Here is an 8122-nt window from a genome sequence, read left to right as displayed (position 1 = left end):
GCCGGGATGGTCTGCTACCGCCCGGGTGAGCGGTCCCGGCTGATCTACCGGCTGCACCATTACCGCCGCCGCAAAGGCGAACGCGCCGCCTTCACCCTGGCCGAGTACACAAGCATGCTTCAGGCCGCTCACCAGCAGTTACCCGGCGGGAAGATCGTGCTGGTCTGGGACAACCTGAACGTCCACCACTCCAAGGCGATGCGCGCGTTCATCGACGCCCACGCCGACTGGCTGACGGTGTTCTACCTGCCCGCCTACGCGCCCGACCTCAACCCGGCTGAGAGCGTGTGGTCACTGCTGAAACGCTCCATGGCCAACTTCCTGGCCACCGACCTGGACCACCTCACCGCCATGATCAAGCACCGCCTCAAGGTGATCCAGCACCACCCCGACGTGATCGACGGTTGCCTGACCACCACCGGCCTCACCCTCAACACCACCCCCGCCAACACCAATTAACCCTGATTACTTGCGCGATCAGATCGGCCCAGATGCCGCGAGCGGAACTGAGCTGGGGCGCTCTCTACAGCGCGAGGCGGTCAGTGGCAAGGCCACGAGGTCGAGGCCACGAGCTTGGCGATTGCGCGCCCGGGGGAGAGAAGTTCGATCTGTGAACCATAGAGGGGGCCGGAGCGGTTCTTGTCGATTAGGTGAGTGGGGCCGTATGGCCATGCGCCGCGGAAGAGTGCGATCAGGTTGTCGTCTGGGTGATGTTGCAAGGCCTGGTGGACGACGTCGGCGTCGTTGCCAGGGGATGCGATCCACAGGAATGACGTGTGCTCTGCGGTCGTACTGCCTTCTCGCCCTTCCAGGTACTCGATGGAGTCTTCGAGGGTCTTGGTCGGGTGGAGAGCGGGGTGAAGGTTCTGCAGCTGGGCGTTGCGGAGTGCGGGGCCGAAGAGGTGGTCTAGGTCGGCCCTGGGCACGACGACTTCGATGCGGCTGCCGGCTGTGGTCAGGGCGTCCACGATTGTGGCGCGAAGGAGCCCGTCGGCGTCGGCGCCGATGAGGCCGGCTCCCTGTGGGTGGCTGTAGATACGAGCCACGAGTGGGCTCGGGTGTCGGTGACGTGCTCTGGCTCGTAGGGGCGGCCAGGCGAGGAGGCGGCGTCCGATGGTGAGGCGGTCGGTTGGCCCGAGGTTGAGTTTCATGCTCGCTCCGGTTCGATCTGCGTGGATGGCCCCGATCAAACCGGTGCTGTGTGAGGGCGGTAGCTGAAGGAAACGCGCCATGGTGGGAAGTGGCCACCAGCGGAGTGGCCTCGCCGACGGATGCCCGTACCAGGAACACTTGGCTCACCTGGGCCGGTGTGAGGGGTTCGGCTGGCCGAGGCGGCCGGTGACGACTTCTCCTCAATGGGTTGAACCACTCATCCTCATACTTCCCATGACGCTAACGAGTTGGATCAGTACTCTCTGTCATCGGAGGTGGTCGGATGGGAGCGGGGACTGAGCAGGCAGCGGCGCTGCTGACGGGAATCGTCTCGGACGACCTGCTGGCGCCCTACCTGCAACTGCTTGCCGATGACGGTTGTCCCAGCGCGGAGGCCGCCGACGTACTCGGCGGACCCGAGGTCGTCACGGCCCTGTTGGAAGCGGGACTGGCGTTCGTGATGCCGTCTGGTCTGGCGCTGGCTCCGCGGCTGGTGGCCATCCCGGCGGAGTTCGCGTTGCAGAGCACGCTGGCCGCTCTGTCACGCGGTCTGGTGGCTCAGCAGGAGCGGCTGCTGGACGGGCAGCGCCGGCTGATCGACCTCCATCCCTTCCCCGCGGTCCCGCCCGAGGCTGATGGGCATGTGCGGGTGCTCACCGACCGGACCGAGATCGGAGAGGTGTCGCGGGCGCTGCTGGGGACGGCCCGGCGGCACTGGCTGACGCTGGAGAACTTCGCAATGGAACGTCCCCTGGAGGAACTGGCCGGCATGCCCCCGCTGCCCACCTTCGAGGGGAAGGTCGAGTGCCGGACCATCTACCAGGCCTCCTGCGCCGAGCATCCGATGGGCGCCAAGCTGATCGAGAACAACCGGCGCGGCGGTGAGAAGGCCAGGATCGTCCCGAAGATCGGGATGAAGATGAAGCTCGTCGACGAGGCCGTCGCGCTGCTGCCACTGACGCCGACCGGGCTCCCGGCGGCGCTGCTGGTCCGGTCACCGGTTGTTGTCGTGGCTCTGCGCGAGTACTTCGAGCTGCTGTGGGAACGCGCGATCCCCCTCGGCGCCACCGAGGCCGAGGCGCCGCTCAAACCCGTGCAGAGATCCATCCTGGCGATGCTCGCCCAGGGCATGACGGATGAGAGTATCGCCCGGCGGATCGGCCTGAAGGTCAACAGCGTGCGGCGCCACATCAGTGTCATCTGCAAGGAGCTCGGAGCGGCCAACCGCACCGCGGCGGGTGCCGCGGCAGCCCGGCGCGGCTGGATCACCTAGTCACCAGCGTCTTGGAGCAGTGATGCCCGATTACCTGGATTTTGTCCCGACTGAGCGGCTCCGCCAGAATCTGGCACTGTCCCCGGACGGCAGGACCGTGGCCTACTCCAGCAATGTCGATGGAGCCTTCGACCTGTGGACCATCCCGGTCACCGGCGGGATGCCGCTCCGGCTGACCCGGCTGACCGGCCAGGCGGTGTGGCAGATCGCCTGGGCCCCCGACGGCAAGACCCTGGTGTTCACCGCCGACCGGGACGGCGACGAGCAGTACCAGCTCTTCACCATCGACCTCGACGGACAGAACATGGCCGAGATCGGTTCCGGCCCGGGCTGCCAGCGAGTTCTGGCCGACGACCCGTTCGACCCTGCGGGACGCCACCTGATCTACGCGGCCAACGATCGCGATGAGACCGTCCAGGACATCCTCACCAGGGACCTGCGCGAGGACACCGAACGCCGGATCATCCCACCCGACGGCGTGATCTTCACACCGGCGCGCGTATCCCCGGACGGCCGATGGCTGCTGGCCGCGGGCACCCGATCCAACACCGATGTCGCCGCCTACCTGATCGACCTGGCCGACCCCGCGGCCGACCCCGTCTGCGTCACGGCCCAGCACGGTCAAGGACTTTTCCTACCCGGGCCGTGGATCCCGGACTCCTCCGGCTTCTACCTGCGCACCGATCTCTGGGACGAGTTCACCGCGATCGGCTGCTACACCCTGCACGACGCCACCTTGACCTGCACCGTCCAGGACAGCTGGGATGTCGAACTCGTCGAGGCGCTCGGCGACACGCTCATCTGGACGACGAACGAGGGCGGACGGTCGGCTCTGCACGCCCGCCGCGGCGGCGCCCCACTCGCGCTCCCCGACATCCCGCAAGGCGTCATCGACACGATGAGCCTCATCCCTGACGCCGAGGGGCTCGTGCTGGAGCTCGACTCGCCCGTCCGGCCCAGCGAGATCGCCCTGCTCGACCTGGCCGAGGGGTTCCGCTACCTCACCAACGCAAGGCCGCCGGCCATGTATGTCGTCGAACCCGTCGAGCCCGACCTGGTGACGTACGCGTCCTCGGCCGGACGCCGGGTTCCGGCGCTGCTCTACCGTCCGCACACACCGGGCCCGCACCCGGTGCTGCTGAGCATCCACGGGGGCCCAGAAGCCCAAGAACGCCCCGAATACGCCTACTCCGGCCTCTACCAGTACCTCCTCGCTCAAGGCATCGCAGTATTCGCGCCCAACATCGCCGGATCCACCGGATACGGCCTCACCCACCAGAAACTGATCTACCGCGACTGGGGCGGCGCCGATCTCGACGACCTCGACCACGCTGTCCGCCACCTGCGGGCCACAAGTGGTTTTGACACCGGCCGCATCGCTCTCATGGGCGGCTCCTATGGCGGGTTCGCCGTCCTGTCCTGCCTGGCACGCCTGCCCTACGAGTGGGCCGCTGGCGTCTCGATCTGCGGCCCCTCCAACCTCGTCACCCTCGCCCGAGCGTGCCCCCCGACTTGGAAAGCGATGGTCGCGGCCGTCCTGGGAGACCCCGACCGTGATGCCGATCACCTCACCCGTCGCTCACCCCTCACCCACGCCGACAGCATCAACGCACCGCTCTTCGTGATTCAGGGCGCCAAAGATCCTCGCGTTCCCCAGGAGGAGTCCGATCAGATCGTCGCCCGCCTGCGCGACCGCGGCGTTCAGGTCCGCTACGACGTCTACTCCGACGAAGGACATGGGTTTCTCAACCGCAAAAACGAAATCAAAGCCTACCGAGACATCGCGCAATTCCTGGTCGCCCATCTGACCGCAGGCCAGGAGCAGTGGCATGTCTGATGTCCTTGCTCCTTTGTCGCTGCTGAAGAGCTCCTTGTTCGCTCCGCTGTTCATCTCCCGGGTCGTTTCCAGCGCCAGCGTGGGGTTCGGTCAGCTCGCTCTCGCCTGGGGCGTCATGGGGATGGGATACGGGCCCGGTGGTCTCTCGCTCGTCCTGGCCTGCAACGCCTTCCCTGCTCTCTTGCTTGTTGGAGGGGGTGTCATCGGCGACCGCTTTCGCCGACACCAGGTTCTCGCGGCAGCCGAGCTTCTTGCGTGTGCCTCCTGGTCGGCGATCGCGGTGACATTTCTGGCCGGGAGGGCGCCCCTGCCGCTCCTGTGCCTGCTGGCGGCCGCCGGCGGCACCGCGACCGCGATTTTCCTGCCGGCACTCCGGGGCATCACCGCAGACCTGCTCGGCTCGGTTGAGCGGGCCGCAGGCAACGCACTCCTCACCCAGGCACAGGCGGTCGGCCTCCTCGTCGGACTGATCTGCTCCGGTGCTGTCGTCACCTCACTCGGCCCAGCTTGGGCCGCCGCGGTGCGAGGCGCTCTCTGCGGTATCAGCGCTCTTCTGCTCGGCCGCCTCACCACTCATAAGGTGAAGCGCATCCGCCAGTCGGTCCTCTCCGAGATGCGTGAAGGGTGGAAGGCGTTCGGCCTGCTGTCCTGGGTATGGATCGTCACGCTTGAATGGACGGTAATTAACACGGCTGTTGTTTGTTTCGTGAAAATCGCCGGTCCCGTCTACATGGCCCACAAGCCCGAAGGCGCTTGGGCATGGGGAATGATTAGCGCTTGTGACCCCCTTGGCGCCCTGGTCGGCGCCCTTCTCGCGGCTCGGTGGCGACCGACTCACCTCATCTGGGCGCTCGTCCTGCTGCCAAGCGCTGCTTCCCTTCCCATGTTCTTCCTGGCCAACGAAGCCACATGGCTTCTGATCGCCCTGGGAGTCTTCATCTCCGGCGCGTTTCAGGCGATATACGGTGTTCTGCTGGTTACAGTCCTGCAAAGCAGGCTTCGTGTAGAAGTGCTTGCACGAGTAAATAGCTGGAATCTGGTCACGGGATACTGTCTGATGCCCGTCGCGGTTCTGGCGGCTGGCCCTATCGCTCGTCATGTCGGCCCTCAAGCTCTGTCTTTCGGCTCATGCCTTGCGGTAGTTGCGGCCACGCTATCGGTGCTTACAATTCTCCTCGTGCGACCGCGCATGGCCCGGGTAGAAACGACGCCAGAAGCGGTGCTTGTTTAGGGCAAAAGGATGCCTTTGTGAAGAGGAGTTGTGGATGCGTGAACTCAATGAGCGTGATGTAAATATTCTGCTGCGAGGTGTCCTTGATGATCGGTTACTTGATCTCTACCTTATTCTAAAGCCTTACGACACTCAGTCTTTGGAAAGAGTGAGTGCGTTGTTCGGTATGGAAAAAGTGAAGGTCCTAGTCGAGGCTGGGATGGCCAATATTCGGAGTTCCGGGAGTCAGGGGCGCCCTGCGATCTTCCTTGCCTCGCCTGACCTGGTGCTGCAGCGCACATTGCTGGGCCTCGCCCGCTCGATCGTGGCGACGCACGAGCGCATTTCGGACGCGCATGATCGTGCACGCGGTACCCGACCTTCCCCAGATTTGGTACTCGGCGGCACCATGGACCAGTTGGTTCGGATTCTCTCAGTGCCCAGCGAGATCAACGAGCTGATCCGTGTTCTGAGCAAGTCGGCGCAGCGAGACTGGCTAACCCTGGACGGCTTGCCGTACCGAGGGCCGGGGAACCTTCTGGGGGAAGATTTCGATCTGCCAGCAGACCCGGCGAAGCTCAGGAGTATCTTTCATGCTCAGTGCATAGCAGATCCGTCAGCGCTCGAAGTATGTGACCTCATAGCTCAATCTGGAGGCCAAGTTCGTCTGCTGTCAAATGTAGGTATGCGAATGAGGCTCGCAGATGAGGCGATAGCTTTGCTTTCGTTGTCGATGAACGAACCAGGCGTTCTTCTGGTTCAATCGTCGGTCATCGTCGGCGCCCTGCGCGAGTACTTCGAACTTCTCTGGAGTCGGGCAACCCCATACCGAACTCCGTTTTCCGCAGATGGCCCACTTTCGAGCACTCAATTGAGAATCCTCAACCTGCTGGTGCAGGGGCTCTCTGATAATGAGATCTCGGAACAAGTTGGCCTGAGCATTTCCACTGTGCGGCGACACATTACGACAGTTCGCGAGGAACTTGGTGCAGAGACTCGCTTTGCCGCAGGAGTGATCGCTTTTCAGCAGGGCCTGGTCGGTTAGGAAAGACGCGAGGAAGCCAGGTCTTCCCGGGCCACCCGCAGAGCCTCGGGAAACCTACGGGCAGGCTCAACCGTGCCCCTGTGGCTCGCCGGCGCACAGGAACTGGGGGGCTCGAACCATGGGGATGGCGCGGCTTGGTGAGTGAGAAGCTCCGCCGTTCAGAGGCGCATGTCGCCCAAGGCGTCGGCGATGTCGGCTGCCCGGCGGAGCAGCGCAGCCAGCTCGGCCAGCTCGCCCTGTGCCGGCCTTCTCAGACCCATGAGCACAACGGCCATGGTGTACGCCTGCTCGACCCGGCGCAGGGTGCTCGCGGGGTCGAGCAGGTCATCCAGTTCCTCCAGCAGCTCGGCGATGTCTTGCTCGTCGGCCACGGCGGCCTCCTCTGTGTTGCACGGACCTGCTATCGGGTGTGTGCCTTCAGCTCAGGGCTCGGCGATGGAGGACGGTCCCGGCTCATCTCGCAAGGCGCGCGGCTGCGGTGTCTACGGGGCGGGCGGGCTCAACATTCGTCGGATCTCCTCGGCCGCCTGCTCGGCGGTCGTGCCGATCTGGGCGCCGTGGTCGGGGCCGCTGTACCAGAAGTAGGCCGCTGCGCTGCGCCGCCAGACCACGTAATGCGGTCCGGCACCGGAGCGGATGAGATGCAGGATCTCCGTGCCGCGCGGCAGCATCGGTGTGAGGCCGGGAACGCGGTGGCGCAGCAGCAGGGCCAGTTCATCCAGCCGCTCGGCGCTCACGCGGCGCTCACCCGCTCGGCCACATAGCGCCAGGGCTCGTCGACTCCGGCCGGAACGTAGATTTCCCTGAGCTTGCCGCGGGGCGTTCTGCATCGCCACCAGCCGTCGCCCTGGTCGAGCATGGTGCCGCAGATGTCGCGGGTCCGCGGGTGGACGAGAAAGTAGAGCCCGCTCTCTTCCTGCACCTTTTCGACGTCCAGGCGCCCCTTCCGGGAGGCGCGTACCGACCGTGGGTCCTTGGGGGCGGAGTGCCTTGCGGGTGAGTAGGAGCCGTCTGCGCAGCCGATCTTGTTGCGGACGAGCCAGGCAGTAGTGGGCATCGCCTATCAGCCTCTTTCGTCGTTGCGAGTGCCGGGACACCGGTCGAGGGAGGCCCTGGGGGCGCATGTCGCAGCGGGGTGGGTGTAGTCCCAGCCGTCGCGATCCCATCTGGGCGGGATGAGGTCGGGCCTTACACCGATGGCGAGTCGGCCGAGGTCGTCCCGAGTCAGGTCTCCGATGGCTGGCTGTTCGGGTGGGATGTGATCGCCAGGGAACTGTTCTTGGACGAGTTCGTGGGCCTGGTCGCTGAAATGCGCGACGGCCATGTAGGCGGCGGCCCATCGTAGGTGGGCGGCCTGCAAGCGCAACGCGAAGCCGACCGTGCTGCCACTGCCGTCGTTCTGGTCGCCGCCGGCGTAGTCAACATGGTCGGCCAGTTCGAGTACCGACCCCGACCAGCGGAGGATCAGGGCGGTGTCGAAGTGCCCGGTGTCGAGGATCTGGTGTCTGAGGGGCCCCAGAGACTCCGGACAGCGTCTGGTCGTCTGAGTTACGCTGTGGCCTTGCGGGTCAGGTACTGGTCCTCGACTTCCTGGGGAGTCTGGTA

10 protein-coding genes are annotated in these 8122 nt (G+C 65.2%); 5 read left to right on the top strand and 5 right to left on the bottom strand.

What is annotated here, in order from left to right; translation table 11 throughout:
• The coding region (locus E1291_RS35925; RefSeq protein ID WP_207401122.1) for a transposase at nucleotides 1–459 on the top strand (459 nt) is incomplete at its 5' end.
• A gap of 80 nt (nucleotides 460–539) precedes the next feature.
• Here E1291_RS35925 and E1291_RS35920 read toward each other — a convergent pair.
• Nucleotides 540–1046, bottom strand: coding sequence for a hypothetical protein (locus E1291_RS35920; RefSeq protein ID WP_165495464.1), 507 nt, complete (start codon nucleotides 1044–1046; stop codon nucleotides 540–542).
• Nucleotides 1047–1435: 389 nt separating this feature from the next.
• Between E1291_RS35920 and E1291_RS35915 the strand changes: the two genes are divergently transcribed.
• The 4 genes from E1291_RS35915 to E1291_RS35900 are packed head-to-tail and all read left to right on the top strand — an operon-like array spanning nucleotide 1436 to nucleotide 6517.
• The gene (locus E1291_RS35915; protein ID WP_131742516.1) at nucleotides 1436–2425 is read left to right on the top strand and encodes a LuxR C-terminal-related transcriptional regulator; all 990 of its coding nucleotides are present in this window, start codon (nucleotides 1436–1438) and stop codon (nucleotides 2423–2425) included.
• Nucleotides 2391–4262 carry a S9 family peptidase gene (locus E1291_RS35910; RefSeq protein WP_165495463.1) on the top strand — a complete coding sequence of 624 codons (1872 nt, stop codon included), beginning with the start codon at nucleotides 2391–2393 and terminating at the stop codon, nucleotides 4260–4262. The genes E1291_RS35915 and E1291_RS35910 overlap by 35 nt, the downstream gene beginning before the upstream one ends.
• The gene (locus E1291_RS35905) at nucleotides 4255–5493 is read left to right on the top strand and encodes an MFS transporter (RefSeq protein ID WP_131742514.1); all 1239 of its coding nucleotides are present in this window, start codon (nucleotides 4255–4257) and stop codon (nucleotides 5491–5493) included. The genes E1291_RS35910 and E1291_RS35905 overlap by 8 nt, the downstream gene beginning before the upstream one ends.
• A gap of 34 nt (nucleotides 5494–5527) precedes the next feature.
• A complete protein-coding gene (locus E1291_RS35900) occupies nucleotides 5528–6517 on the top strand; it encodes a helix-turn-helix transcriptional regulator (RefSeq protein ID WP_131742513.1) in 990 nt (329 codons plus the stop codon).
• Nucleotides 6518–6675: 158 nt separating this feature from the next.
• Here the strand turns inward: E1291_RS35900 and E1291_RS35895 are convergent, their stop codons facing one another.
• The 4 genes from E1291_RS35895 to E1291_RS43520 all read right to left on the bottom strand — a co-directional run.
• The gene (locus E1291_RS35895) at nucleotides 6676–6888 is read right to left on the bottom strand and encodes a hypothetical protein (RefSeq protein WP_131742512.1); all 213 of its coding nucleotides are present in this window, start codon (nucleotides 6886–6888) and stop codon (nucleotides 6676–6678) included.
• A gap of 111 nt (nucleotides 6889–6999) precedes the next feature.
• Nucleotides 7000–7254 (bottom strand): hypothetical protein, encoded by a 255-nt coding sequence (locus E1291_RS35890; RefSeq protein WP_131742511.1) that lies wholly within the window; start codon nucleotides 7252–7254, stop codon nucleotides 7000–7002.
• Nucleotides 7251–7574, bottom strand: a complete 324-nt coding sequence (locus E1291_RS35885) for a hypothetical protein (RefSeq protein ID WP_131742510.1) — start codon at nucleotides 7572–7574, stop codon at nucleotides 7251–7253. The genes E1291_RS35890 and E1291_RS35885 overlap by 4 nt, the downstream gene beginning before the upstream one ends.
• Nucleotides 7575–7580: 6 nt before the next feature.
• On the bottom strand, nucleotides 7581–8122 hold a 542-nt coding region (locus E1291_RS43520; RefSeq protein ID WP_207401121.1), incomplete at its 5' end, for a hypothetical protein.

Origin of the sequence: Actinomadura roseirufa (assembly GCF_900659635.1) — a bacterium.
Lineage (GTDB): Bacteria > Actinomycetota > Actinomycetes > Streptosporangiales > Streptosporangiaceae > Spirillospora > Spirillospora roseirufa.
The sequence above is the reverse complement of the archived record's forward strand: the minus strand, read 5'-3'. Positions and strand labels throughout refer to the sequence as shown.